The 24,592-nt window shown below is 71.6% G+C and carries 23 protein-coding genes and 1 tRNA gene; 17 read left to right on the top strand and 7 right to left on the bottom strand.

All coding sequences use genetic code 11. From position 1 onward, the window contains the following. Positions 1 to 43: 43 nt before the first annotated feature. Positions 44 to 655, top strand: coding sequence for a dihydrofolate reductase family protein (locus BM051_RS02260; RefSeq protein ID WP_092527156.1), 612 nt, complete (start codon positions 44 to 46; stop codon positions 653 to 655). Positions 656 to 929: 274 nt separating this feature from the next. Here the strand turns inward: BM051_RS02260 and BM051_RS02255 are convergent, their stop codons facing one another. After that, positions 930 to 2,183, bottom strand: a complete 1,254-nt coding sequence (locus tag BM051_RS02255; RefSeq protein ID WP_166677693.1) for a glycosyltransferase family 4 protein — start codon at positions 2,181 to 2,183, stop codon at positions 930 to 932. Between the two features lie 88 nt (positions 2,184 to 2,271). On the opposite strand from BM051_RS02255, the gene lpxA reads away from it, so the two are divergent. The 5 genes from lpxA (at position 2,272) to BM051_RS30245 (ending at position 5,871) form a co-directional block, all read left to right on the top strand. Continuing rightward, positions 2,272 to 3,102, top strand: a complete 831-nt coding sequence (gene lpxA, locus BM051_RS02250) for an acyl-ACP--UDP-N-acetylglucosamine O-acyltransferase (protein WP_279587042.1) — start codon at positions 2,272 to 2,274, stop codon at positions 3,100 to 3,102. Further along, on the top strand, positions 3,089 to 4,141 hold the full coding sequence (gene lpxD / locus BM051_RS02245) for a UDP-3-O-(3-hydroxymyristoyl)glucosamine N-acyltransferase (protein WP_166677692.1): 1,053 nt from the start codon (positions 3,089 to 3,091) through the stop codon (positions 4,139 to 4,141). The genes lpxA and lpxD overlap by 14 nt, the downstream gene beginning before the upstream one ends. Continuing rightward, the gene (locus BM051_RS02240; RefSeq protein ID WP_092527138.1) at positions 4,138 to 4,965 is read left to right on the top strand and encodes a UDP-3-O-acyl-N-acetylglucosamine deacetylase; all 828 of its coding nucleotides are present in this window, start codon (positions 4,138 to 4,140) and stop codon (positions 4,963 to 4,965) included. The genes lpxD and BM051_RS02240 overlap by 4 nt, the downstream gene beginning before the upstream one ends. A gap of 108 nt (positions 4,966 to 5,073) precedes the next feature. Next, on the top strand, positions 5,074 to 5,424 hold the full coding sequence (locus BM051_RS29550) for a hypothetical protein (RefSeq protein WP_243859505.1): 351 nt from the start codon (positions 5,074 to 5,076) through the stop codon (positions 5,422 to 5,424). Positions 5,425 to 5,745: 321 nt separating this feature from the next. Then, complete coding sequence (locus BM051_RS30245; RefSeq protein ID WP_279587041.1) at positions 5,746 to 5,871, top strand: hypothetical protein; 126 nt, start codon at positions 5,746 to 5,748, stop codon at positions 5,869 to 5,871. A 127-nt stretch (positions 5,872 to 5,998) separates the two neighbouring features. On the opposite strand, the gene BM051_RS02230 is transcribed toward BM051_RS30245, so the two are convergent. Together BM051_RS02230 and BM051_RS02225 are read right to left on the bottom strand one after the other, a co-directional pair. Continuing rightward, positions 5,999 to 6,071: transfer RNA gene (locus tag BM051_RS02230), tRNA-Arg, on the bottom strand. Positions 6,072 to 6,122: 51 nt separating this feature from the next. Further along, positions 6,123 to 7,562, bottom strand: a complete 1,440-nt coding sequence (locus BM051_RS02225) for a phytoene desaturase family protein (protein ID WP_134046128.1) — start codon at positions 7,560 to 7,562, stop codon at positions 6,123 to 6,125. A 199-nt stretch (positions 7,563 to 7,761) separates the two neighbouring features. Here BM051_RS02225 and BM051_RS02220 point away from each other — a divergent pair, with 199 nt between their 5' ends. Next, a complete protein-coding gene (locus BM051_RS02220) occupies positions 7,762 to 8,676 on the top strand; it encodes a cation diffusion facilitator family transporter (RefSeq protein WP_092527135.1) in 915 nt (304 codons plus the stop codon). A gap of 461 nt (positions 8,677 to 9,137) precedes the next feature. Here the strand turns inward: BM051_RS02220 and BM051_RS02215 are convergent, their stop codons facing one another. Beyond that, positions 9,138 to 9,842, bottom strand: coding sequence for a DUF305 domain-containing protein (locus tag BM051_RS02215; RefSeq protein ID WP_243859504.1), 705 nt, complete (start codon positions 9,840 to 9,842; stop codon positions 9,138 to 9,140). Positions 9,843 to 9,845: 3 nt separating this feature from the next. Continuing rightward, complete coding sequence (locus tag BM051_RS02210; RefSeq protein WP_092527132.1) at positions 9,846 to 10,697, bottom strand: thioredoxin-like domain-containing protein; 852 nt, start codon at positions 10,695 to 10,697, stop codon at positions 9,846 to 9,848. A gap of 128 nt (positions 10,698 to 10,825) precedes the next feature. On the opposite strand from BM051_RS02210, the gene argS reads away from it, so the two are divergent. The 6 genes from argS (at position 10,826) to rho (ending at position 19,669) form a co-directional block, all read left to right on the top strand. After that, positions 10,826 to 12,481 carry an arginine--tRNA ligase gene (argS, locus tag BM051_RS02205; protein WP_092527129.1) on the top strand — a complete coding sequence of 552 codons (1,656 nt, stop codon included), beginning with the start codon at positions 10,826 to 10,828 and terminating at the stop codon, positions 12,479 to 12,481. 3 nt (positions 12,482 to 12,484) lie between these two features. Beyond that, the gene (lysA, locus tag BM051_RS02200) at positions 12,485 to 13,924 is read left to right on the top strand and encodes a diaminopimelate decarboxylase (protein ID WP_092527123.1); all 1,440 of its coding nucleotides are present in this window, start codon (positions 12,485 to 12,487) and stop codon (positions 13,922 to 13,924) included. Continuing rightward, positions 13,921 to 15,222 (top strand): homoserine dehydrogenase, encoded by a 1,302-nt coding sequence (locus tag BM051_RS02195; RefSeq protein ID WP_092527121.1) that lies wholly within the window; start codon positions 13,921 to 13,923, stop codon positions 15,220 to 15,222. The genes lysA and BM051_RS02195 overlap by 4 nt, the downstream gene beginning before the upstream one ends. A 6-nt stretch (positions 15,223 to 15,228) precedes the next feature. After that, positions 15,229 to 16,302 carry a threonine synthase gene (thrC, locus tag BM051_RS02190; protein ID WP_092527119.1) on the top strand — a complete coding sequence of 358 codons (1,074 nt, stop codon included), beginning with the start codon at positions 15,229 to 15,231 and terminating at the stop codon, positions 16,300 to 16,302. Continuing rightward, complete coding sequence (thrB, locus tag BM051_RS02185) at positions 16,299 to 17,180, top strand: homoserine kinase (protein WP_092527117.1); 882 nt, start codon at positions 16,299 to 16,301, stop codon at positions 17,178 to 17,180. The genes thrC and thrB overlap by 4 nt, the downstream gene beginning before the upstream one ends. 383 nt (positions 17,181 to 17,563) lie before the next feature. Further along, positions 17,564 to 19,669, top strand: coding sequence for a transcription termination factor Rho (gene rho, locus BM051_RS02180; protein ID WP_092527115.1), 2,106 nt, complete (start codon positions 17,564 to 17,566; stop codon positions 19,667 to 19,669). 92 nt (positions 19,670 to 19,761) lie between these two features. On the opposite strand, the gene BM051_RS02175 is transcribed toward rho, so the two are convergent. Continuing rightward, positions 19,762 to 20,316, bottom strand: coding sequence for a CHAP domain-containing protein (locus BM051_RS02175; protein WP_092527113.1), 555 nt, complete (start codon positions 20,314 to 20,316; stop codon positions 19,762 to 19,764). 221 nt (positions 20,317 to 20,537) lie between these two features. Here BM051_RS02175 and rpmE point away from each other — a divergent pair, with 221 nt between their 5' ends. Together rpmE and prfA are read left to right on the top strand one after the other, a co-directional pair. Then, positions 20,538 to 20,762, top strand: a complete 225-nt coding sequence (rpmE, locus tag BM051_RS02170; RefSeq protein ID WP_092527111.1) for a 50S ribosomal protein L31 — start codon at positions 20,538 to 20,540, stop codon at positions 20,760 to 20,762. Between the two features lie 105 nt (positions 20,763 to 20,867). Next, complete coding sequence (gene prfA, locus BM051_RS02165) at positions 20,868 to 21,938, top strand: peptide chain release factor 1 (RefSeq protein ID WP_092527108.1); 1,071 nt, start codon at positions 20,868 to 20,870, stop codon at positions 21,936 to 21,938. Between the two features lie 82 nt (positions 21,939 to 22,020). On the opposite strand, the gene BM051_RS02160 is transcribed toward prfA, so the two are convergent. Further along, positions 22,021 to 22,794 (bottom strand): alpha/beta fold hydrolase, encoded by a 774-nt coding sequence (locus BM051_RS02160; protein ID WP_092527105.1) that lies wholly within the window; start codon positions 22,792 to 22,794, stop codon positions 22,021 to 22,023. A gap of 203 nt (positions 22,795 to 22,997) precedes the next feature. Between BM051_RS02160 and prmC the strand changes: the two genes are divergently transcribed. Next, positions 22,998 to 23,882 (top strand): peptide chain release factor N(5)-glutamine methyltransferase, encoded by an 885-nt coding sequence (gene prmC, locus BM051_RS02155; RefSeq protein WP_092527101.1) that lies wholly within the window; start codon positions 22,998 to 23,000, stop codon positions 23,880 to 23,882. Between the two features lie 4 nt (positions 23,883 to 23,886). Then, the gene (locus tag BM051_RS02150) at positions 23,887 to 24,537 is read left to right on the top strand and encodes an L-threonylcarbamoyladenylate synthase (protein ID WP_092527100.1); all 651 of its coding nucleotides are present in this window, start codon (positions 23,887 to 23,889) and stop codon (positions 24,535 to 24,537) included. The last annotated feature ends 55 nt before the right edge of the window (positions 24,538 to 24,592 follow it).

The raw sequence follows: 24,592 nt of genomic DNA, 5'->3' as shown, positions 1-24,592 counted from the left end.
ACAAGATCGGGGGCGAATGCGCAAGGAGACTCGAGGAGAAACCGTGGGCACAGTGATCATGCACAACGTGGTGTCGGTGGACGGCTTCATCGCCGACGAGAACGACGACGTCGGGCCACTCCACGATTGGTACTTCAACGGAGACACCCCGATCACCGAAGCTGGTGACCAGCAGTACGATCATTCCGGAGCTGGAAGCGGCTTCAAGGTCTCAAGTGCATCGGCGAAGTACGTCCGGCCGATGTGGGAGGAGATCGGCACCATTGTGATGGGCCGCAACCTGTTCGACCTGGTGAACGGCTGGGAGGGTCAGCCGCCCGCGGGCGATCACGTGGTCGTGGTGTCCCACCGGCCCAAGCCCGAAGGCTGGCACCCCGAGGCGTCGTACCATTTCGTCGACGACGTGACGGCTGCGATCGACAAGGCCCAGGAACTCGCCGGGGAGCGAACCGTCGCGGTGAACGCCGGCGAAGTGGGCAGCCAGATCTTCGCGGCCGGCCTCGTGGACGAGGTGGCGATGGACGTGGTGCCGGCGGTGTTTGGGTCGGGCAAACGCTACTTCGGCAGCATCGATGGGCAGCATCTACTGGAGGATCCCCACGTGGTCATCCAGGGCGACCGGGTGTTACACCTGAAGTTCAAGGTACGCCGCTAGTTTGGTAGGCCGTAGCCGATCGCACCGGAGCGAACGGCCCGACCCGGCATGGCGGCTCAGGCGAACGCGCTCGGCGAGGAACAAGCTGAGCGAGGCCAAGGCACGGTGGGCGGCGACCTGCGCCGTCGGCCCGAGCTCGGCGACAGTTCGCCGACGTGCGCCGGCTAGGCACAGTCGGAACGGTCACCGGTCTGCTCGGTTTCACCGAGGACAGTCCGGTGTGGCGTGCTACCGGCCGCACCGAGCCCTGGTTGGTGCCGTGGCCGGGGTTTCGTCATCTGGCGGTATGACGGCCGTTTCTGGTGAGGTCGTCCATCAGCGCGAGGTACTGGGCACTGATCGAGGACATGTCGGCGTGGTCGCGCACCCATTGCTGCCCGCACTCGCCAATTCGCTCGGCACGAGCGGGATTGTCGATCAAGTGGTTGATCGCGCGGGCCAGTGCGGTGTGGTCCGCCGGTTCGATCAGCAAGGTGTGCTCGCCGTCGCGCAAGGTCGCCTGCGGGAAGTAGTCCGATCGCTCACCCAACACGGTCGGGGTGCCCGCGGCCATGGCCTCCAGGGTCGCGACACCGATACCGAGGCCACGCAGGTCGTGGACCTCCATGTCGGCCGCCGCGAGAAGCCCGGGAATCTCGTCGGGCGGCACGGTGCCTGCGCATACGATCGCGTCGGCCACGCCCAGATCGTCTGCTCGACGGCGGAAACGGTGGTCGTAGACACCGCCGATCACGAGCACCCTGGTGTCCGGGTGGCGCGCGAGCACCTCGGGTAACGCCTCGATTAACGCCAGCCGGTCACGACCAGGGACAACGTGTCCGAGTGAGGCGATCACCGGGCCGGCACCCAGCCCCCACCGCCGTGCCAGGCACGCACGTGCGGCCGAGACATCCACGCCCTGAAAGCGGTCGAGCTCTACCCCTGCGCTCACCGACACGATCTGCTCGTCACGCACGCGGTACCGCTGGATGAGGTATTTCCTGAACATGGTGTCGATCGCCACCACCCGCGCCGGGCGAAGGTAGGCGAGGATCGGCCGTACCACCAGCATGTCGAACCCGCACAGTGCCACGTTGAGCAGCCGCATCGGAGTGCGGAGCCGGGTGTGCGGAGTGAGGACCGTGGGCACCTGGTGGCGGCGTGCCCACAGGCCGGCTAGCCAGGTCAGGTAGAACTGGCCGTGCTGGTGAACGATATCCGGCCGGAAGGTATTGAGTATCCGGTCCACACGCTGACCGTTGCCCCACCGAAGCGCGAACGCGAGGTCGAAGTTCGACACGATCGTGTTGTCCGGCAACGCCCGTGCCGGTAATCGGATCACCCGAATGCCGTCGGCGGTTTCCTCGGCCGGGGCCCGCTGATACGCCAGGGTGATGGCGAGAACGTCGTGACCTGCTGCGGCGTGATGCCGGGCAAGGGTGCCCGCCATCACGGAAGTTCCGCCGGCTCGTGGCGGGAAGTGGGTGCTCACGACGGCGATGCGCAGCGGGCACACCTCCCGATGATTGTCGGTGAGATCGTTTGTCACACGAGTGGCTGCTTGCATGGACAATGCTGTTGTAGCATAGTAACAGCCGCTCAGGTTTGGGTCGCGGCCAACGGGGCCGCAGTGAACTGTGTTATTGCTCATAGCGCTGCAGGAGGGAGCGCGGTTGGTTCGGATACATCCCACCGCGGTCGTGTCCTCGCAGGCGAATCTGGCTGACAGTGTTCTGGTCGGCCCCTACGCGATTATCGAAGCGCAAGCCGAGTTGGCGGCCGGCGTGCGCATCGGTCCCCATGCGGTCGTGCGCAGCCATGTGCTCCTCGCCGAAGGTGTGCGGGTCGACGCGCATTCCGTGCTCGGCGGCGAACCACAGGATCTCTCGCACCAGGGCGCGTCAACCCGGCTCGAGGTGGGGCGGCGCACCGTCATCAGGGAATCGGCCATCGTGCACCGGGCGACCAGGACGGATAGACCGACCCGTATCGGCGCCGGCTGCTTTCTCATGGGACACAGCCATGTCGGCCACGACTGCCAACTCGGCGACCACGTCATCCTCAGCCACGGCGCGGTTCTGGGTGGGCACGTCACGGTCGATGCCCACGCCGTGATCGGCGGAATGGCCGGTGTGCACCAACGTGTCCGTATCGGGCGGCAGGCCATGGTAGGCGGGATGGCCAAGGTCGTGCGCGACGTCCTGCCGTTTTCGGTGGTCGACGGGAATCCAGGCAGCCATCGCGGCTTGAATACGGTAGGGCTGCGGCGCAGCGGTATCGACATGGACGACTACCGCGCCCTCCGCGCCATTTTCCACCAGCTGCGAGATAAGCGCCACCCGGCGGGTACCAGCGAGAATGGCATGGTTGCCGAGGTCACGGCTTTCCTCACCGCGCCGTCCCGGCGAGGGATCAGCCCGTTCCACGTCCCGCCATCGACAGAGAGGGCAGCAGATGCCGACAGGTGAGTACAGCGATCGCCGATGGACCCTGGCCGACCTTGCGTCACTGCTGCACGCGACCGTGGGCGCCGCACCCGACTTCGTCGTGCAACGGCCCGCATCCGCCGATTCGGACGACCCGCATGGCCTGGCCTTCTGCGAAAGCGAACGATACCTGAAGATCGCCGAGCACGCGTCCGTCGGCGCCGTCATCCTGCCCACCGGGTCAGCCATCGACGGCAAGCCCTACCTGACGGCAGACGACCCGCGCACAGCATTCGAGAAGTTCCTCACCCTGTGCAAACGTCCCCTCCCGCTGGCCACGGGAATCCACCCGACGGCCATCATCCATCCCGACAGCCACATCCACGACACAGCGGCCATCGGCGCCTACGTGGTGGTCGAGCGGGCGGCCGTGATCGAGCCCGGAGCCAGGATCTTTCCGTTCTGTTATGTCGGGGAGAGTTGCCTCGTCGGCACCGGCAGCGTGCTCTATCCCCATGTGGTCCTCTACCAGGATGTCGCGCTCGGGCAGCACTGCACGATGCACAGCCACGCGACACTCGGCGCGGACGGCTTCGGATTCTCCTGGGACGGCAACACCTGGCGGAAGGTCGAGCAGATCGGTCGGGTGACCATCGGTGACAACGTGGAGATCGGGGCGGGCACCACCATCGACCGCGCGACCACAGAAGCCACGACGGTGGCGGCGGGAACAAAGCTGGACAACCTCGTCCACATCGCCCACAACGTCTCGATCGGCCCACACTCGGCCCTCGCCGCCCAAGCCGGCATCGCCGGAAGTGCCGTCCTCGGCCAGCGGGTGACCCTGGGCGGGCAGACCGGTATCGCAGACCACACCGTGGTGGGCGACGACGTCACCCTCGCCGGCCGGACGGCCACAAGCCGCGACCTGCTCCGTCCCGGCGCCTACTACGGGAACCCCGCCATGCCACTGCCCGAGGGACTGCGCGTCGCCGCGCTGCTGGCGCAGCTACCCCGGCTCCATGACCGAATCCAAGCGCTGGAAACGGCGCTGGCCGAGCGGGGCGACAACACCGGATGACCACCTACCCCCGCCGCACACCAGCCGAGCCCGTCCGGCTCACCGGATACGGGCTCCACTCGGGCAACCCCGTGCGGGTCGTGATCCGGCCCGGCAGTGACGGCATCGCGTTTCACCACGGCCGATCCCGCACGCCCGCAGAGCCACGCCTGGCCACCAACACAACCCGCGGAACCCAACTCGGCGACATCGCCACCGTCGAGCACCTCATGAGCGCCTTCGCCTGCCTGGGCATCACCGACGCCGAAATCGAACTTTCCTACCCGGAACTGCCCGCACTTGACGGCAGCGCCGCGGAATTCGTTCTGGGACTCGATCAAGCCGGAACACATCACCTCGGTTCCGCGCGACTACGCCTGCCACCCAAGCCCATCCACCTCCGCAGCCAGGACGCCTCCATTCGCATCCGACCTGGAAGCGGACAGTGGTCCTATACCTTCCACTGGAAACGGCAGCCGCCACAGAGCCAAACTATTCGTTGCCACCTGCCCGACGACTACCGTGGCGCAGTAGCGCCCGCCCGCACCATCGCCATCGCCGGTCAGATCCCCACCCTCCTGGCACAAGGAATCGGCCGAGGACTCGACGAACAATCCGTCGTGATCCTCGGAACCCACGGCTACCACAACACACCCCGATACCCCGACGAACCCGCCCGTCACAAACTGCTCGATCTCGTCGGAGACCTCTACCTCGCGGGCGTGCCCGTCCACCTCCTCGATGTCACCGCACACCACAGCGGACACACGATGGCCACACACGCGGCACGTCGCCTGGCCGTGGCTGTAGCTTCCCAAGATCGTTCGCGCTCTTGCTGGTGCTGACCTGGTTGTATCGCGGTTTCCCTCGGCGTTGCGCTCACGCTGTTCTCGCCGACCGTCGCCCGAAAGAAGCACTCTGTCCTGTGGAACCGCTCTGTCCTGTGGAACGTCGTGGACTACGCCGTCGAGCTGGACGCCTTGGACGAGAACCCGCTGGTCGGTGCCAAGTGGACGGCGATGCCGAAAGGTAAGCGCAAGGTGGACAAGCGGGCCGTGCCGAACCCGATCCAGGCGCGAACGTTGCTGGGGCGGTGGCAGACGTCGAGCGCGGTGGGCCGAGACTGGTCGCATACTTCGGGGACGATGCACTCCGCCGCATTGCGGCCCGAGGAAGCGGCGGCGCTGAACAAGCGAAACCTGGCACGGCCGGAACCGGTATGGGACGAGGAGAAGCGGGATTACGAGTATGGATGGGGCGAACTCCACCTCGGCCAGGCGACCCCGCACGTCGGCGCACGCTGAACCGATGGTGGAAACCGGCGTGATCAACGGCAGCTCAAGTCCCGGGCGGCAGGGGAGGGGCGGACAGTGCCCTGTCCGCCCGAGCTGACTGCGCTGCTCTGGCAGGCATCGCGGTCTACGGGTATGGGCCGGATGGCCGACTGTTCCGCGGCGAGCGCGGCGGTGACGTTCCGATGATCACTGACACGCGGGTGTGGCGGGCGGCCCGGAAGAAGGCGCTGACCGAGGAGGCGCAGGCGACGCCCCTGGCGCGGCGATCTGTACGACCGTCGGTACGCTGCGGCGAGTACCTGGCTGGCCGGGGGAGTGGACCCGGCGACGGTGGCCGAGTGGGCAGGGCACTCGTTGTCGGTGCTCCTGGAGATCTCCGCCGCCTGCGTGCACGGGCAGGACGTGGTAGCGCGGCAGCGTGCGCAGGCGGCACTCGGCCACCGGCTGGATCACTGAAGCCTGGCCACGCCTTGGCCACAACTAGCCGTAGATCTTCGGTATCGGCCGGACAACGCCGACAATCGGGAAGGCCCCCGACTGGTATTGCTACTGGTCAGGAGCGGTTTTCCGGCTCCGACGTGGGCGCCCTCGGCAGGATTCGAACCTGCGACACCTGCCTCCGGAGGGCAGTGCTCTATCCCCTGAGCTACGAGGGCCCGCCGCTTTCGCGACTGCGCAAGCTTAGCGCACCCCGCGCGGCGGCCGTGTCACCGGGGTCCGAGCGGGGGGAGCGACCGCACACCGAACTCGCGGCGCAGCGCCGACGCCGCCGCGTGGTAGCCGGCCATTCCGTGCACCCCCGCGCCCGGTGGCGTCGCCGCGGAGCAGAGGTACACGCCGCGCAACGGCGTCGGGTACGGGTCCAGCCGCGGTACCGGCCGGAAGAACGTCTGCCGCAGCGTCACCGCGCCGGCGCCGATGTCCCCGCCGACGTAGTTCGGGTTGTACGCGGCGAGCTCCGGCGCCGGGGTGCTGCGCCGCGCCACCACCGTCTCGCCGAACCCGGGCGCGAACTGCTCGATCCGGGCCTGCACCAGCTCCCCGGGGTCCACCGGGTCGCCGTTGGGCACGTGGCAGTACGCCCACACCGGCCGCCGGCCCGGCCTCGCCCGCGTGCCGTCCACCACCGCCGGGTCGGCCAGCAGCACGAACGGCCGCTCGGCCCGCCGTCCCGCGGCCACCGCTGACTCCGCGGCGAACGTCTCCGCCGCGGTCCCACCCAGGTGCACGGTCCCCGCCCGGCCCACCTCGGGGTCCGCCCACGGGATCGGCTCCGACACCAGGAAGTCCACCTTCGCCGCCGCCGGCCCGTAGCGGTACGCGGCCAGCCTCCGCCGGTAGCGTTCGGGCAGCACCCGGCCGGCGATCCGCAGGAACTCCGTCGGCCCGACGTCGAGCAGCACCACGGTCGCGTCCCGCAGCTCGCGCAGGTCGTCGATCCGGACGCCCGGGTGCAGGGTGCCGCCATGGGCCACCACGTCGACCACCAGCGCCTCGGCGATCCGCCGGCTGCCGCCGCGCGGCAACGGCCATCCCGAGGAGTGCGCGAGGTGCCCGAGCAGCAGGCCCACCGCCGCGCCGGGCAGGCTCGGCAGCCGGCCCACCGCGTGGGCCGCCACCCCGGCCAGCAGGGCGGGTGCCCGCTCGCCGTCGAACATCGCCCGCGGGCCGAAGTGCACCGGGAGCCGCGCGGCCAGCGCCGCCGCGGCCAGCGGGTCCCGCGGCGGCCGCCGCTGGTCGGCCAGCAGCAGGTCCACCACGCCCTGGCTGCGCCGCACCAGCGGCTCCATCAGCCACCGCCAGCGGGCACCGTCCCGGCCCAGGCGCGCGCACGTGGTGTCCAGGTCCCGGTAGGCGACGCCGGCGGGCCCCTCTGACAGCGGCTGCGCGTACCCGGCCTCCGGCTGGAGCAGCTCGACCCCGCGCGCGGCGAGGTCGAACTCCCGGAAGAACCGGGACGCCGCGGCCATCGGGTGCACCGCGGAGCACCGGTCGTGCACCACGTCGGCGTCGAACAGCGGTGTCGACCGCAGCCCGCCGCCCAGTTCCTCGGCCGCCTCGTACACGTGCACCGACAGCCCCGCCCGCGCCATCAGCACCGCGGCGGCCAGCCCGTTCGGTCCGGATCCCACGACGGCGACGTCCACCGGCCCGACGCTACCGGCCGGCGCAAGGTTTCCGGTCCCGCCGCTCGGGAAGTCCACGAATGCCGCGGGGAAGGCTCGCTCGGGGGATCGCGGGGACCGCCTTCTCGTCGTAGTGTTAGGCGAGCCAAACCTGTATTGCAGTTATGCGAATATCACTATATGTTCCCCCGGCGGCGGGACGACCGACGGGAGGCAGCCGATGGGACACGGGCACGGACACGGGCAGCTGACCCAGGGCAGCGCGTCCGGACGGCACGTCGGGCGGCTCACCGTGGCGCTGGTGCTGGCCGCCGCGGTGATGGTCGTGGAGCTGGTGGTCGCGCTCACCACCTCGTCGCTGGCCCTGCTCTCCGACGCGGCGCACATGCTCACCGATGTCCTCGGCCTCGGCATGGCGCTCACCGCGATCCTGCTCGCCCGCCGCAGCGGCCCCACCTACACCCGTACCTTCGGCCTCTACCGCGCCGAGGTGCTCGCCGCGCTCGGCAATGCCGTGCTGCTCTTCGGCGTGGCTGGTTACGTGCTCGTCGAGGCGGTCGATCGGGTCACCGACCCGCCGGCCGTGCCCGGGCTGCCGGTCCTGCTCGCCGCGACCGCCGGTCTGGTCGCCAACGTGGTCGCCTTCCTGTTGCTGCGCTCCGGGGCCAAGGAGAGCCTCAACGTCCGCGGCGCCTACCTGGAGGTGCTCGCCGACCTGCTCGGCTCGCTGGGCGTGCTGGTCAGCGCGGTGCTCACGCTGACGACCGGCTGGCGCTACGCTGACCCGATCATCGGTGTCGCGATCGGGCTGTTCGTGCTGCCCCGCACCTTCACGCTCGCCCGCCGCGCGTTGCGCATCCTCTTCCAGCACGCCCCGCACGGCGTCGACGTGCGCCGGATCAGCGACGAGTTGGCCGCGCTGCCCGGCGTGGTCGACGTGCACGACCTACACGTCTGGACGCTCACCTCCGGCATGGAGGTCGCCTCCGCCCACCTCACCGTCGAGGCGGACACCGAGCCCGCCGACGTGCTGCACGCCGCGCAGGCGCTGCTGGCCGGCCACACCATCGAGCACGCCACCCTGCAGGTCGAGCCCCGCGAGTCGGCCCGCCGCTGCGCGGAACTGAGCTGGTAGAGGTCCGGGTCCCGCCGGCCCAGTGATCCTGGGGGCGCGGTGCCGCGTCGGGGGTTGGGTCCCCATCCCGAAGCCTGATTGTGTTGACCGCAAGGTGGCTTCGGATCGGATTGGGAAGGGGGTATGGCTGGAGCCCCTTGCCCCATAGAAGTGGGGTGCCCCGAGACGGGTGGAACCGGGTGTGCCCCCACCGGCGTTGCGCTCGGGGAGCCACCCGAGGCGGGGGCCCTTGGTTCTCCCCCGTCCCCTTCGTCCTTGCCGGCTTTGGCGGGGTGGGGCTCGGGTCCAGGGTGAGCGAAGCGAATCGCGCAGCGACGCCGAAGGCGCCCTGGACGCGAGCCCCACCCCGTAACACAATGCCGGCCCCAGAAGGGGACGGGGACGGTGCACCCGAAGCGACGAGGCTCAACCCGCCACGGTCGAACCCAGGTGCACCGACCCGAATCCCGGACGTGCCCGTCCTACGGGAACGGCAGTGGCTGGGCGTCGCGCTCGGCGAGCATCTGGCGCATCAGGTCCGCCTCCGGCCCCTGGGTACGCAGCATGCTCGACGCCAGGGTGACCACGGCCGGCACGGTCGCGTGGTCCCGCGCGTACCGGGCCATCTCCGTGCCGCCCTGGTGGTGGCGCAGCATCAGTTGCAGGAAGTACACGTCGAGCTCGGTTCCGGACAGCGAGCGCAACCGGGTCAGCTCCTCGTTGGTCGCCATCCCCGGCATCGGCACCCGCGAGCCCGCGTCGGCCTCCGAGGCGGCCGGGGCGCCGTGGTCGTGCCCACCCGGCTCGGCCATCCACGCCATGTGGTCGCCGACCGGCAGCTCCGGCTGGTCCCACAGCATGAGCCAGCCCTTCATCCGGCCGATCTGCTCGAGTTGCGTGCTGGCGATGTCGAACGCGAGCTGCCGGACCCGCCGGTCCTCGCTGTGGTCGCGGGCCCAGTTCGCCATGGTCACCGCCTGCAGGTGGTGCACCGACATGTCCTGGGCGAAGCCGACCTCCACCGAGCCGGCGCCCGGCGAGGGCGGCGGCTCGTCCCGCAGCGTTTGGGTGAGCAGCATGCCGACCGTCGCGCCGACCAGCAGCACCGCGAGCGTCGCGGCGCCGATGATCACCACGCGGGACCAGGCGGGCGGCCGGGTCCCGGCCGCGCCGGCGTCGTCGGTCACCGGTCAGCCTCCCTGCGGCGGCGCCGGCTCGCCGGTGGGCAGCTGGCCCTGGCCGGCGCCCATGTCGTCCGGCGTCGCGCCCTCGGTGCCCTGGTAGTCCATCGGCTTGGCGTCCGGTCCGGGCGGCGTCGGGTCGAACGGCGGCGGGTTGTCCGGGTCGAACTGGCCGGGGCCGAGCGCGTCGCAGGTGGCGCCGACCTCGGGGTAGGTGTTCTGGTTCAGCCGCAGCGCGGCGACGAACTGGTCGATCCGCTCGTCGTCGACGCTGTCGACCTTGAGCTGGTGGCCCCAGGACTGCAGCGAGATCGGCGTGTCCAACCCCGGGTAGGGCGACATCATCATGTACGGCTTGCCCTCGACCCGCAGCTTCAGCTTCTCCAGCGCCTCGCCGGTGACCAGGTCGGGGCTGTAGGCGATCCACACGGCGCCGTGCTCCAGCGAGTGGACCATGTTCTCGGTGCGCACCGCGCTCGGGTAGACGATGCCGGTGCACGCGGCCCAGAAGCTGTCGTGCGGCCCGCCGAACGGCGGCGTCCTGTCGTAGTCCACCCGCTCGGTCGGCAGGACGTGCATGCCCGCGTTGTACCCCTGGATCACGATGCCCGGGATGTTCTTGGCCGGGTCGGGGTTGTCCTTCGACGGTTGGAAGGCGGCCGCGGCCTCCTCGCGCGACTTCTGCGCGCGCTTGTCCGCCGAGGCCACGAAGTAGTAGCCGAACACCCCGCCGGCCAGCGCGAGCACCGCGACGACCGCGATGATCGTGCCCCACGGCGTCTGCTTCTTGGTGACCACAGAGCCGCGGGCGGCCTTGACGGCCTTGCTCGACGTGCCCTTCTTCTTGCTGCCGCTAGCCATGTTCCCGCGTTTCGTCGAGTGGTAGGAGCCGAACCAGTCTAAGGACCGCGTGTCGGATCGCTGTCAACGGGCATGCACCGCTCACCCGCTCGCCGGCCCCCGACCAGGGCACACCTAGAATTCTCCGGGTGACTCCCGCCGCGCTCGCCGACCTCGTCCGCACGTCCGCCGTCCAGGTGCTCTCCGCCCGTGGCCTGGACCACGGGGTGCTGCCCGACCCGGTGACGATCGAGCGTCCGCGCAATCCCGAGCACGGAGACTACGCGACCAACCTGGCCCTGCAGGTAGCGAAGAAAGTAGGGCTGGCGCCCCGCGAGCTCGCCCAGGCGATCGCCGACGTGCTCGTCGCGGCCGACGAGGTCGCGGCCGCCGAGGTCGCCGGCCCCGGGTTCCTCAACCTGCGGCTGGCCGCCGACGCGCAGGGCGCCCTGGTCCGCCAGGTGCTCGCCGCCGGTGACGCCTACGGCCGCGGCGACGGCCTTGCCGGCCGGAGGGTCAACCTGGAGTTCGTCTCGGCCAACCCGACCGGCCCGATCCACCTGGGCGGCACCCGGTGGGCGGCGGTCGGCGACGCGCTGGGCCGGCTGCTGGCCGCGCAGGGGGCCGAGGTCGCCCGCGAGTACTACATCAACGACGCCGGCGCGCAGATCGACCGGTTCGCCCGGTCGCTCATCGCCGCGGCGAAGGGCGAGCCCACCCCGGAGGACGGCTACGCCGGCGCCTACATCTCCGACATCGCGGCCGAGATCCTGCGCAAGGAGCCCAGCGCGCTCTCGCTGCCGGAGGAGGAGCGGCAGGCGACGTTCCGCCGGCTCGGGGTCGACCTGATGCTCGACGAGATCAAGCGCACGCTGCACGAGTTCGGTACCGACTTCGACGTGTGGTTCTCCGAGAGCTCGCTGCACGACGGGGGCGCGGTCGAGGCGGTCGTCGAGGAGCTCAAGTCCGCCGGGACGCTGTACCCCGCCGAGAACGCGTGGTGGCTGCGCTCGACGGACTACGGCGACGACAAGGACCGCGTCGTCCTCAAGTCCGACGGCCGGCCCGCCTACATCGCGGCCGACATCGCCTACCTGAGGGACAAGCTCGAGCGCGACTTCGACCTGTGCATCTACATGCTGGGCGCCGACCACCACGGTTACATCGCCCGGCTCAAGGCCGCGGCGGCCGCGCTCGGTCACGACCCCGACGAGGTCGAGGTGCTGATCGGCCAGATGGTCAACCTGGTCAGCGGCGGCAAGCCGGTGCGGATGAGCAAGCGCGCCGGCACGGTCGTCACGCTGGAGGACCTGGTCGAGGCGGTGGGCGTGGACGCGGCCCGCTACGAGCTGTCGCGCTACTCGGTCGACTCGGTCGTGGACATCGACCTTGACCTGCTGCGCAAGCACAGCAACGAGAACCCGGTGTACTACGTGCAGTACGCGCACGCCCGGCTGGCGTCGCTGCAGCGCAACGCCGCGGAGCTGGGCCTGCGGGCGAGCGCCGACGCCGACCTCAGCCTGCTCACCCACCCCCGGGAGGGTGACCTCATTCGCACGATCGGGGAGTTCCCGACCGTATTGCGCAAGGCGGCCGAGCTGCGCGAACCGCACCGTGTCGCCCGCTACCTCGAGTCGCTCGCGTCGGCCTACCACAAGTTCTACGACGTGGCGCGGGTGCTGCCCCAGGGCGACGAGGAGGCCACCCCGCTGACCCACGCCCGGCTGGCGCTGTGCGAGGCCGCGCGCCAGGTGCTGGCCAACGGGCTGTCGCTGCTCGGGGTCTCGGCCCCGGAACGGATGTAAGCCATGTGCGCTCACCCCGCGGGGCCCCGGCACGCCGAGGTCTACCCGCACGCCGACCATGCCGGCTTCCCGCCATCCACTTCGGACGAGCTGGACCGGCTGTACCCGAAGGTGTGGCCGCGCAACGCCTACCGCGCGCCGGACGGGGTCGTCCGGATCGCCGGCTGCGACGTGCGCGACCTCGCGCAGACCTACGGCACCCCGCTGTTCGTCATCGACGAGGCGGACTTCAAGACCCGGTGCGCCGAGTACGCCAACGCCTTCGACGACCCCGCTCTCGTGCACTACGCGGCCAAGGCGTTCCTGTGCACGGAGACCGCCCGGTGGGTGGCCGACCAGGGGCTGAGCCTGGACGTGTGCAGCGGCGGCGAGCTGGCCATCGCCCGGCGCGCGGAGTTCCCGCCGGAGCGGATCACCTTCCACGGCAACAACAAGTCGGTCGCCGAGCTCGAGCTGGCCGTGGAGGCCGGGGTGGGCACGGTCGTGCTCGACTCGTTCCACGAGATCGCCCGGCTGGCCGACCTCGCCGCCCGGCAGGGAATAAGGCAGCGGGTGCTGGTGCGGGTGACCGTGGGCGTGGAGGCGCACACGCACGAGTTCATCGCCACCGCGCACGAGGACCAGAAGTTCGGCTTCTCGCTGGCGGGCGGCGACGCGGCCGAGGCGGTGCGCAGAGTGCTCAACGCGCCCTCGTTGGAGCTCGTCGGCCTGCACAGCCACATCGGCTCGCAGATCTTCGACCCGGACGGCTTCGAGGTCGCCGCCCGCCGGGTGGTCGGGCTGATCGCCGAGCTGGCCAAGGAGCACGGCTCGGAACTCCTCGAGCAACTGTCCATAGTGGACCTCGGAGGCGGGTTCGGCATCGCCTACACGGAGAAGGACAACCCACCACCACCGGCGCAGATGATCACCCAGATCCGCGAGATGGTGCGTAAGGAGTGCGAGTTCGCCGGGCTGCCGGTGCCGCGGATCGCCGGTGAGCCCGGCAGGGCCATCGCCGGCCCCGGCACGGTGACCCTCTACGAGGTCGGCACCATCAAGGACGTCGCGCTGGGCGACGACCAGGCGCGCCGCTACGTCAGTGTGGACGGTGGGATGAGCGACAACATCCGCACCGCGCTGTACGACGCCGCCTACGACTGCCGGCTGGTCTCCAGGGCCGGGGACGACGGCCAACCGCGACCGGTGCGCGCCACCCTGTCCCGGGTGGTGGGAAAGCACTGTGAGTCCGGCGACATCGTGGTCCGCGACTGCTGGCTGCCCGACACCCTGGCACCCGGCGATCTGCTCGCGGTGGCCGCGACCGGCGCCTACTGCTACTCGATGGCGAGCAACTACAACCGCCAGCCGCGCCCGGCGGTGGTCGCCGTCCGCAACGGCACCGCGCGCCTGCTGCTGCGGCGGGAGACGACCGAGGACATGCTGCGGCTGGAGGTGTCGTGATCGCGAACGACCGCCGGATACGGGTTGCCCTGCTCGGCCACGGGACCGTGGGCGCCGAGGTCGCCCGACTGCTCGACGAGCAGGCCGGCGAGCTGGCGGCCAGGGTCGGCGCGCCGCTCGAGCTGGCCGGGATCGCCGTGCGCCGCCCGGACAAGCATCCCGACCTGCCGCGGCACCTGGTCACCGCCGACGCCGCCGGGCTGGTCGACTCCGACGTCGACGTGGTGGTCGAGCTGATCGGCGGGATCGAGCCGGTGCGCGGCTGGCTGCTCTCCGCGCTGCAGAAGGGCAAGTCGGTGGTCACCGCCAACAAGGCGCTGCTCGCCGAGCACTCGGCGGAGCTGGCCGAGGCGGCCGACGCCGCCGGTGCCGACCTGTACTTCGAGGCCGCGGTCGCCGGCGCGATCCCGCTGCTGCGCCCGCTGCGCGAGTCGCTGGCCGGCGATCGGATCACCAGGGTGATGGGGATCGTCAACGGCACCACCAACTACATCCTGTCCGCGATGGACGCCACCGGCGCCGGCTACGCGGAGACGCTGGACGAGGCCAGCCGGCTCGGCTACGCCGAGGCCGACCCGACGGCCGATGTGGACGGTTACGACGCCGCGTCGAAGGCGGCGATCCTGGCGTCGCTGGCGTTCCACACCCGGGTCACCGCCGCCGACGTGCACCGCGAGGGCATCGCCGGGGTGAGCGCGTCGGACATCGTCGCGGCCAAGGTGCTCGGCCGTACGGTGAAGCTGCTGGCGATCTGTGAGCGGGTCACCGACGCCGACGGCGGCGAGTCGGTGTCGGCCAGGGTGCACCCGGTGATGATCCCGCGCGGCCACCAGCTCGCCGGGGTGAACGGCGCGTTCAACGCCGTCTACGTGGAGGCCGACGCCGCCGGCGAGCTGATGTTCTACGGCCAGGGCGCCGGTGGCGCGCCGACCGCCAGCGCGGTGCTCGGCGACCTGGTCGCGGTGGCCCGCAACCGGGTGCTCGGCGGGCGCGGGCCGCGCGAGTCGGCGCACGCGGCGCTGCCGATCCGGTCGATGGGCCAGACCCCCACCCGGTACCACATCAGCCTCGACGTCGCCGACCGCGCGGGCGTGCTCGCCCAGGTGGCGCAGGTGTTCGCGGTGCACGACGTGAGCATCGCCGCGGTCCGCCAGCGCGACCGGCACTCCACGGCGAGCCTGGTGATCGTCACGCACTCCGCGCCCGACGCGGCGCTGCGCGCCACGGTGGACGAGATCTCCCGGCTGGACGTGGTGCACGAGGTGGTCAGCGTGATGCGGGTGGAAGGCGAGGACTGACACGGCATGGCAGTCAGGTCAGGTACAGCCGGCTGGCCGGGCATCATCCGGGCCTACGCCGACCGCATCCCGATCCCCGAGGGCGCCAGGGTGGTCTCCCTCGGCGAGGGCAACACGCCGCTGATGGCGGCGCCACACCTGTCCGAGCTCACCGGCTGCGAGGTGTACCTCAAGGTCGAGGGCGCCAACCCGACCGGCTCGTTCAAGGACCGCGGGATGACTGTGGCGATCACCCACGCGCTGGCCAGCGGGCTGCGCGCGGTGATCTGCGCGTCCACCGGCAACACCTCGGCCTCGGCGTCGGCCTACGCGGCGCGCGCCGGGCTGACCTGTGCGGTGCTGGTGCCGCGGGGCAAGATCGCGCTCGGCAAGCTCGCCCAGGCGGTGCTGCACGGGGCGCGGATCCTGCAGGTCGACGGCAACTTCGACGACTGCCTCGAGCTGGCCCGCAAGACCGCGGCCGACCACCCGGTGACCCTGGTGAACTCGGTGAACCCGGTGCGCCTCGTCGGGCAGAAGACCGCGGCGTGGGAGATCTGCGACGTGCTCGGCCGCGCACCCGACGTGCACTGCCTCCCGGTGGGCAACGCCGGCAACATCACCGCCTACTGGGCCGGCTACGCCGAGTACGCCGCCGACGGCGTGGTGGACGGCACACCCCGGATGTTCGGGTTCCAGGCGGCCGGGGCCGCGCCACTGGTGCACGGCGAGCCGGTGGCCGAGCCGGAGACCGTGGCGACCGCGATCCGGGTGGGCAGCCCGGCGTCGTGGGAGCCGGCGGTCAAGGCGAAGAACGCCAGCGGCGGGCTGTTCGCGGCCGTCACCGACGAGCGGATCCTCCACGCCTACCGGCTGCTCGGCCAGCGGGAGGGTGTGTTCGTCGAGCCTGCGTCGGCCACCAGCGTCGCCGGCCTGCTGGCCACCGCCGCGGACGGGCGGCTGCCGCGCGGCTCCACCGTGGTGTGCACGGTCACCGGCCACGGGCTCAAGGACCCGGCCACCGCCCTGGAGGGCAACGTGGAGGTGGAACCGCTCGCGGTCGATCCCAACGCCGTCGCGGCGGCGCTGGAGTTGCCGTGACCACCCTGCGGGTGACGGTTCCGGCGTCCACCGCCAACCTCGGCCCCGGCTTCGACGCGCTGGGGCTGGCGCTGGGACTGCACGACGTGGTGGAGGTGTCGGTCACCGGCGGCGGGCTCGACGTCGAGGTGCTCGACGCCGGCGCCGGCGGGGTGGCCGACGTACCCACCGACGAGTCGCACCTGGTGGTGCGGGCGTTGCGCCGGGCCTGCGCGCACCTCGGCGTGGACGTGCCCGGCCTGCGGTTGCGCTGCCACAACGTCATCCCGCACGCCAGGGGGCTCGGCTCGTCGGCGGCCGCCGTGGTGGCCGGGATCGCCGCCGGATACGCGCTCGGCGGGCGGGAGCGCGACGACGCCGCGCTGCGGCTGGCCGCCGAGTTCGAGGGCCACGCGGACAACGCCGCGGCCAGCCTGCTCGGCGGGCTGGTGATCGCGTGGTGCGACGGCGGCCGGTTCCGTGCCGAGCGGCTCGACCCGCACCCCGAGCTGCGCCCGGTGCTCGCCGTGCCGGCCGAACGGTCCTCCACCGAGGCGACCAGGGGGCTGCTGCCCGAGAACGTGCCGCACGTCGACGCGGCGTTCACCGCGGGGAGGGCGGCGCTCGCGGTGCACGCGCTCACCGCGCGGCCGGACCTGCTGCTCGCCGCCACCGAGGACCGGCTCCACCAGGGCTACCGGGCCGCCGCGTACCCCGCCAGCGCCGCCCTGCTGCGCACGCTGCGTGATCACGGGCTGCCCGCGGCCGTCTCCGGCGCGGGCCCCTCGGTGCTCGTGCTGACCCGGGACGGAATAATTCCGGACACGGTCGACGTTGACGGATTCGAGGTCTCCGAGTTGCCGGTTGACCTGGCAGGCGTGCGAGTGGTCACTCGTTGAGCACGGCGCGCCGAACGGGGGGTGGTTGTTGCACCTCGTGCCTGGTCGGTCTACCCTCGGGGGCGTTCGATCACCGAGCGCATCCGCACCCGGTGCCTGTCCCGGGGTTCGTCTCCCGGATGGCACCGGCCCGGATGACACCGCCGAGCAATCCGATCATTCCGTCTTCGGGATCAAAGGGTTGGTTCGGCGGAGCTACGGTGACCGATTCCGTGGACTCCACCGGGAGTTCGCAACTCCCGTGCTGGCGGCTTCGCCGCTGTGACTCGCACGTCTCAGCCGAACCTGTCCGCACCGGGACAACAACGCCGTCGCGCAATTCGGACGCGGGCGGCGGTCCGCTGATCCACCGTGGAGGCGTGGATCGGTAAGGAAGGACTTGTGTGAGCAACACCGATCTCTTGAGCGGCGACGCGGACACCCAGGCCACCCAGCCGTCGGAAGGCACGGGTGGCGGGACGTCCGGAGATGAGACGTCGCAGGCCGACGGCACCACCACGACGCCACGCCGGCGCACCGGCGGCCTGTCCGGCATGGTCATCGCCGACCTGCGGGAGCTCGCCGCCGAGCTGGGCGTGACCGACACCTCGGGCATGCGCAAGGGCGACCTGATCGCGGCGATCCGCGAGCGCCAGGGCAAGGTGACGCGGCGGCGCGCCGACAGCGGCGAGACGCTGCCCCTGGAGGGTGTCGGCGCCGACCAGCAGGGCACCGACCAGCAGGGCGCCGACCAGCAGGGCACCGAGCGGCCGGACCGGGCGAAGGCCGAGCAGCCGGCTCCCGCCGAGCAGGCCCCGGCGCAGCCGGCGCAGCAGCCGCCGGTGCGGCCGGACACCACGCCGGCGCACGGTGCCCCGTCCGCCGGTGCCGACCAGGCCACCCAGCCGCAGGCCGGCCAGTCGACGGACACGCCGCGGGCCGGCGCGAAAGACCCCGCACAGAAGGACCCTGGGGCGAGGGACACCGCTGGCAAGGACATCGCCGAGAGCCAGCAGGGCGAGGATGGCGGCCGGCGCGAGGGCGGCCGCCGGCGTCGCGGCGGCTCCGGCCGGCAGGGCGGCGGCGACAACGCCGGCCAGCGCGGCGGCGAGGACAAGGACTCCTCCGGCGACCAGCAGCGCGGCGGTGACCAGCAGCGCGGCGGTGACCAGCAGCGCGGCGGTGACCAGCGTCGCCAGCAGAACAACCAGCGCAACCAGGGCCAGCAGGGTCAGCAGGGCAACCGCGGTGGCCAGGACGACGACGACGATGAGCGCGGCGGCCGGCGGAGCCGCCGGTTCCGGGACCGTCGCCGGCGTGGCGGCCGCGGCGAGGGTGGCGGCGGCGCCGACACCGAGATCCGCGAGGACGACGTCCTGCTTCCGGTGGCCGGCATCCTGGACGTGCTGGACAACTACGCGTTCGTCCGCACCTCCGGCTACCTGCCGGGGCCCAACGACGTCTACGTGTCGCTCTCCCTGGTGCGCAAGTACGGCCTGCGTCGCGGCGACGCCATCACCGGCGTGGTCCGCCAGCCGCGCGAGGGTGAGCAGCAGCGGCAGAAGTTCAACCCGCTGGTGCGGGTGGACTCGGTCAACGGCTTCGACCCCGAGGTCGCCAAGAAGCGCCCCGAGTTCACCAAGCTCACGCCGCTGTACCCCAACGAGCGGCTGCGCCTGGAGACCACGCCGAACAAGCTGACCACCCGGGTGATCGACCTGATCATGCCGGTCGGCAAGGGGCAGCGTGCCCTGATCGTGTCGCCGCCGAAGGCCGGCAAGACCACGATCATGCAGGACATCGCGAACGCGATCACCACGAACAACCCCGAGTGCCACCTGATGGTCGTGCTGGTCGACGAGCGCCCGGAGGAGGTCACCGACATGCAGCGGTCGGTGCAGGGCGAGGTCATCGCCTCGACCTTCGACCGGCCGCCGTCGGACCACACCACCGTGGCCGAGCTGTCCATCGAGCGGGCCAAGCGGCTGGTGGAGATGGGGCACGACGTGGTGGTGCTGCTCGACTCGATCACCCGCCTCGGCCGCGCCTACAACCTGGCGGCCCCGGCGTCCGGGCGGATCCTGTCCGGTGGTGTCGACTCGACGGCGCTGTTCCCGCCGAAGCGGTTCCTCGGCGCGGCGCGCAACATCGAGAACGGCGGCTCGCTGACGATCTTCGCCACCGCGATGGTGGAGACCGGCTCGACCGGCGACACGGTGATCTTCGAGGAGTTCAAGGGCACCGGCAACGCCGAGCTCAAGCTGGACCGCAAGATCGCCGAGCGGCGCGTCTTCCCGGCGGTCGACGTCAACCCGTCCGGTACCCGCAAGGAGGAGCTGCTGCTCTCGCCGGACGAGCTCGGGGTCACCCACAAGCTGCACCGGGTGCTGCACGCGCTGGACTCGCAGCAGGCCATCGACCTGCTGCTGGACCGGCTGCGCAAGACGAAGACCAACACCGAGTTCCTGATGCAGGTCTCCAAGACCGCCCCGGGCCAGGACGACGACTGACCCACCGCGGGCAGCGTCCCCAGCCTGCCATGAAGGCCACCTTCATCGCGTCGAGCGCGATGAAGGTGGCCTTCATGGCGTTTCGGGGCGGGTCAGCGGCGGGGGACGGCCGCGGGGGTCCAGCCGCGGTAGTTGCGGTAGTAGCTGTAGCCGCCCTGCGCCTTGGTGACGTGGCCGATCGCGCCGCGCACGCTGGTGGCGTAGAAGCCGCCGGCGCCGTCGGAGATGCCGACGTGGCCGTAGGAGCCGATGTTCCAGTACACGAACGCGCCCAGCGGCGGGTTGCGGTCGCCGTGGTGCTTGGGGCCCGCGCCGTTCCAGTGCGCGTTGGCGGAGGCCCACACCCCGGTCACCCCGTAGGCGTTCTCCACCGCCTTCTCGCAGTAGCCCTGGTAGGCCGTGCTGCCGATGCGCTGCTTGAACCACTGCACGGCGCCGGCCGGCGTGCCGTCACCGGCGCCGAGGATCGAGACGTCGGACCCGACCGCCGTGGCCGGTGCGGCGCCGTCGAGGGTGCCGGCGTGGCCGGCGGGAGGGGCCACCAGCACGGTCGTCAGGGCCAGTGCGGCGACGGTGGCCGGCCTGCCGAGTCGGGCCAGCAGTTTCCTGGCGGAGTTGCGCACGATGCCGCCTTCTTTCTTCCGCATCCCGGGAGTTCGGGATGATCGGTGCTCCGGACGTGGCCAGCGTCACGCCGGCGCGTACAAAAGCCGTATACCCGGGAACATTCGGTGGCCCGAAGGCGTTGCACCCCTGGTCGGCGCGCCGTGCGGCGTGTCTGGCAGAATCAACCGCTGACGTCCGGCTCCGGTTCACCTGGTGGAACGCACGCCACGCAGGACCCGGCGGCCAGTGCAGAGAGGACCCCATGAAGAGCGGCATTCACCCCGAGTACGTGGTCACCGAGGTGACCTGTGGCTGCGGCAACACCTTCACCACCCGCAGCACCAAGGCCTCCGGCCAGATCCACGTCGAGATCTGCTCGAAGTGCCACCCCTTCTACACCGGCAAGCAGAAGATCCTGGACACCGGTGGCCGGGTGGCGCGGTTCGAGGCGCGCTACGGCAAGCGGAAGAAGTCCGACGCCAAGTAGCTTCGCCGACGGCGCCCATTCCCTTGCTCGGGAGTGGGCGCCGTCGTCGTGTTCCCAGCCGGTCGCGGGCAGCCGGCCCCGGCCGCGTGACGAGTGAGGTGACCGGTGGAATCGGACTCCCTACGGGCGTTGCTCGACGAGCACGCCGAGTTGGAGCAGCGGCTCGCCGACCCGTCTGTGCACGCCGACCAGGCCCACGCCCGCAAGCTCGGCCGGCGCTACGCGGAGCTGACGCCGGTGGTGAAGACGATCCGGGAGCTGGACGCGACGCGCGCCGACCTGGCCACCGCCCGCGAGTTGGCCACCGAGGACGCCGGGTTCGCCGTCGAGGCCGACGAGCTGGCCGCCCGCGTTCCCGCGCTGGAGAGCCGGCTCACCGAGCTGCTGCTGCCGCGCGACCCCTACGACGCCTCCGACGTGGTCATGGAGATCAAGTCGGGGGAGGGCGGCGAGGAGTCCGCGCTGTTCGCCGGTGACCTGCTGCGGATGTACCTGCGCTACGCCGAGCGGCGGGGCTGGAAGGCCGAGGTGCTCGACGCCGTGCACTCCGACCTCGGCGGCTACAAGGACGTGACGCTGTCGATCCGCGGCCGTGGCGCGGAGGCCGAGGGCGTGTGGGCTCGGCTGAAGTTCGAGGGCGGCGTGCACCGCGTGCAGCGGGTGCCGGCCACCGAGTCGCAGGGCCGGATCCACACCTCCGCCGCCGGGGTGCTGATCTACCCCGAGCCGGAGGAGGTCGAGGTTGAGATCGACCCGAACGACCTGCGGATCGACGTGTTCCGCTCCTCCGGCCCCGGCGGGCAGAGCGTGAACACCACCGACTCGGCGGTGCGGGTGACCCACCTGCCCACCGGGATCGTGGTGTCCTGCCAGAACGAGAAGTCGCAGATCCAGAACCGGGCCAGGGCGATCCAGGTGCTGCAGGCCCGGCTGCAGGCGATCGCCGAGGAGGAGGCGGCCGCGAAGGCCGCCGACGCCCGCCGCTCGCAGGTGCGCACGGTGGACCGCTCCGAGCGGGTGCGCACGTACAACTTCCCGGAGAACCGGATCTCCGACCACCGGGTGAACTACAAGGCGTACAACCTCGACCAGGTGCTCGACGGCGACCTGGACGGGGTGCTCGACGCCCTCGCCGAGGCCGACCGCACCGAGCGCCTCGCCGCCCAGGCCGGCTGACTCCGCCCAGATCCGCCCAGACCCGCCCGTCGCTGCCCGGTCTCAGCGCGGAACTTGCGGTCCCGAACGTGGAACTCGGGGGTTACGGGCTGAGGCGGGCCAGGAAGGGGCGGACGGTGGCCAGCCACTCGCGGGTCCGCTCCATGGTGACCGAGTGGCCGGCGGCGATCTCCATCAGCTCCGCGCCGGGGATGCCGGCGGCGAGCTCGCGGGACAGGTGCGGCGGGGTGAGCAGGTCGTCGGTGGTGGCCACCACCAGGGTGGGCACGCCGACGCGGGGGAGCTCGGCGCGGGTGTCCACGGTGGCCAGCAGGTCGAGGTGGTCGGCGGTGCCCTCCGGGACGAGGTCGCCGATGAACTCCGCCAGGTCGTCCAGCCCCTCCCGGTCCAGCGAGTCGAGGTAGGCCGAGCCGACCGCCACCGCGATGAGGAACTTCGCCAACGTCGTGCGGTCGCCGTCGAGCAGGCCGCGCCAGACGTCGGCCAGCAGCGACACCCGGTGGTCCGGCCGGGCCAGGCCGGACGTGAGCACGAGGCCGTTGACCCGGTCCGGGTGCCGGGTCGTCAGCCGCACCGCCACCGCCGTGCCCATCGAGTAGCCGAGCACGGTGAACCGGTCCAGCCCGGCGTCGTCGGCCACCGCGACCAGCCCGTCGGCGAGCCCGTCCAGGGTCAGCGGCTCGGTGTCGCGCGGCGTCTCGCCCGAGCCGGGGTAGTCGGCGCCGACGACGGTGTGCGTCGCGGCGAGGTCGCCGAGGACGGGACGGAAGTTGTCGGCGATGCTGCCGCCGGCGCCGTGGGCGAGCAGGAGCCCTGGCCCGTTGCCCAGCACGACGTGCGCGAATCGATCGGTCATACGACGACGCTAAACAGTGCCACCGGTGTGAAGGTCAACGTGAACACCCCCACACCGTGTCCGCGCTCTGTGCACGCGTGTCCGCGCTTCCCGTACACGTGTCCGCGTCGCGGGGCGCGGACACGTGGTCACCACGCGCGGACACAGGCGGGCTCGGGGCGGATCTCCGCGGTCGACACCGGGGGTTGTGCCAGTCTTGACGTGTGAAGAGACAGCCGCTGCGCCTGGCGATCCTGGAGGCCACCCGGATCCTCACCGACGCCGGGGTGGCGTCACCGCGGTCGGACGCGGAGCTGATCGCGGCGCACGTGCTCGGCGTGGAGCGCGGCAGGCTGCCGCTGGTGCCGTTGGTCGACGCGGCGGTGGTGGACGCGATCGGGCAGCTCGTCGCGCAGCGCGCCAAGCGAGTGCCGTTGCAGCACCTGCTCGGCTGGGCGGCGCTCGGCGGCATCACCGTCGACGTCGGCGCCGGGGTGTTCGTGCCCCGGCCGGAGACCGAGTTGCTGCTGGAGTGGGGCCTGTCGCTGCTGAAGGGCCGCGAATACCCGATCGTGGTGGATCTGTGCACCGGATCGGGTGCCCTCGCGCTCGCCCTGGCGCACGCCCGCCCGGACGCGGTGGTCTACGCCGTCGACGTCGATCCGCACGCGCTGGCCTGGGCCCGGCACAACGCCGACGCCCGCGCCGCCGCCGGGGACACCCCGATCCGGCTGTACTCCGGCGACATCGCCGACTCGCACGTCTTCGCCGAGTTGGAGGGCCTGGTCGACCTCGTGCTGTGCAACCCGCCGTACGTGCCGGAGGGCACCGCGGTGCCGCCCGAGGTGGCCGACTACGACCCGCGCCACGCGGTGTTCGCGTCCGAGAGCGGGCTGGCGGTGATCCGGCACGCGGTGGCCGCCGGCGCCCGGCTGCTCCGCCCCGGCGGTGGGCTGGCCATCGAGCACGACGACACGCACGCCGCCGCCGTGCCGGCGCTGCTGCGCGCCCGGCGGGTGCTCAGCGACGTCCGGGACCACCCAGACCTGGCCGGCCGGCCGCGGTTCGTGACGGCGCGCAGGGCCGATCCGGCGGGCGTGCCAGGATGACGGTATGAGCGCGGTGTACGACTGCAGCAAGCGGGAGAGCAGGGTCGACGGGCTGACCGCGGCGGCGGCCGCGGTGCGGTCCGGCCGGCTGGTCGTGCTGCCCACCGACACGGTGTACGGCATCGGCGCGGACGCCTTCGACGCGGGCGCCGTGCGGGCACTGCTGGCCGCCAAGAACCGCGGGCCGGACATGCCGGTCGGCGTGCTCGTCGGGTCGTGGTCCACGGTGGACGGCCTCGTGCTGGGCGTGCCGCCACAGGCGCGCGCGCTGATCGAGGCGTTCTGGCCGGGTGACCTGTCGGTGGTGTTGCCGCACGCGCCGAGCCTGAACTGGGACCTGGGCAGCACCAGGGGGACGGTGATGTTGCGGATGCCGCTGCACCCGGTGGCGCTGGAGCTGCTGCGCGAGGTCGGTCCGATGGCCGTGTCGAGCGCCAACGTCTCCGGCCGGCCGCCGGCCAGCAATGTGGACGAGGCGAGGGAGCAGCTCGGCGAGTCGGTCGCGGTGTACCTCGACGGCGGTCCGAGCGGCGACCCGGTGCCGTCCACGATCGTGGACCTCACCGGTGACGAGCCGGTGCTGCTGCGCGAGGGTGCCGTTCCGGCCGCGGCGGTGTCCGAGGTGCTCGGCGTGCCGGTGGCGCCCAAAGCCTGATGGCACGTTCGGCCTCACCCGCGCGGAGGGTAGCGTTGCGCCCCGTGTCGCAGGG

The organism is Amycolatopsis arida (assembly GCF_900115565.1).
GTDB classification, from domain to species: Bacteria; Actinomycetota; Actinomycetes; order Mycobacteriales; family Pseudonocardiaceae; genus Yuhushiella; species Yuhushiella arida.
This window is presented reverse-complemented; position numbering and strand designations above follow the sequence as displayed.